The following is a 1,578-nucleotide window of genomic DNA, read 5'->3' as shown; positions in this document are numbered from 1 at the left end:
TGGGTAAGGCTTCGAGCGTGTCGGCAAGCCAGCGGTGCGGATCGAGTCCGTTGAGCTTGGCGGTGGCGAACAGGCTTTGGATGGCGGCGGCGCGGTGGCCGGCGCGCTCCGAACCGGCGAACAGCCAGTTCTTTTTGCCGATGGCGATGGGCCGGATGGCGTTTTCCACCGGGTTGTTATCGATCGGCAGCGTGCCCGAGCCGGCGTAGCGCAGCAATGCCGGCCAGCGCTTGAGGGCGTGGTCGATGGCCTTGGCCGTGCCGCTGCCGTCGGCCACCGTCAGGCGCGTGGCGCTCATCCACTGCTGGCATTGCAGCAGCAGCGGTTTGGCCTGTTGCTGGCGCAGCGCCAAGCGCACGTCGGCGGCGACATCGCCCGCTTGCCGTTCGATGGCATACAGCTGCGCGATCCGGCGCAGCGCCTCGGCCGCGACCGGGCTGCCATTGGCCGCGTGCAGGTCGAAGAATTTGCGGCGCAGGTGGGCTAGGCAGGCCAGTTCGGTGACGCCGTTGCCGAACAGCGCCTTGTAGCCGGCGTAATCGTCGACCATCAGGTGGCCGCGCCAGGCGCCCAGGAAGGTCTGCGCGTGCGCGCCGGCGCGCCCGCCCTGGTAATCGAACACGACGATGGGCGGCCCCTCGTCGAGGCTGTTGCTGCGGTAGGCCCACAGATAGGCCCGTTTGGTTTTGCCCTGCCCGGGATCGAGCTGGCGCACCGGCGTCTCGTCGGCGTGCAGCGTGGGGCGTAGCCGCAGCAATTCGCTCAGCCGGTCGGCCAGCGGCTGCAGCGCCACGCCGACCTTGCCGAGCCAGTCGGACGTCGTCGAGATCGGCAACGGCACCTGCTGGCGCGCGCCAATCTGTTCGATCCGGTACAGCGGCAGATGGTCCACGTATTTGCTGGTGGCCAGCCAGGCCAGCAGGCCGGGCGCGGCCATGCCGCCGTCGATGATGGCCGGCGCCACCGCAGCCGCCGTCACCGTCTCGCAGGCGCGGCAGGCGTATTGCGGGCGGATGTGGCGGTGCACGAAGAAACGCGCCGGCTCCACGTCGAGCTGCTCGCTGACGTCCTCGCCGATCAGGTGCAGGGCGGCGCCGCATTGGCCGCACTCGCACGAGGCCGGCTCGTGGCGGTGTTCGATCCGTTCCAGGTGATCCGGCAAAGGCTGGCGGCCGGCGCGCGGGCGCTTGGCCTTCGGCTTGTCCCGGGCCAGCGCATCGGCCTGCGCGTCGAGCTCGGCCTGCATGGCGGCTAGGTCGATGTCCCAGGTTTCGTCGAACAGGTCGCGCTGCCCGGCCGGCAGGGCCTCGCTCTTGTGGGCGAAACGGATGCGGCGGTGGTACGCCAGTTCCAGCGTCAGCGCGGCGATCTTGGTCTCGGCCGCCTTGAGCAGTTGCTCCTTGCGTTCGAGCAGCGTGGCACTGGCATCGCTGGCGGCGAGGGCCTCGTCCTTGGCCCGCAACAAGGCGCGCACTTGCGCCAGCAAGGCGGGATCGAGGTCGGTGCGGGCCAGTTCGGCAAGTAAGTCCATGCGCCGATGTTAACACGCGCGGCGCCAAGTTAACAGCCCCCGCCATG

Annotated in this window: 1 protein-coding gene; it reads right to left on the bottom strand. The window is 69.6% G+C overall.

What is annotated here, in order from left to right:
• The coding region (tnpC, locus tag H7U20_RS01565; protein WP_199517864.1) for an IS66 family transposase at positions 1-1,531 on the bottom strand (1,531 nt) is incomplete at its 3' end.
• Positions 1,532-1,578 lie beyond the last annotated feature (47 nt).

The organism is Rugamonas violacea, from assembly GCF_016461825.1.
Lineage (GTDB): Bacteria > Pseudomonadota > Gammaproteobacteria > Burkholderiales > Burkholderiaceae_D > Rugamonas.
The sequence above is the reverse complement of the archived record's forward strand: the minus strand, read 5'-3'. Positions and strand labels throughout refer to the sequence as shown.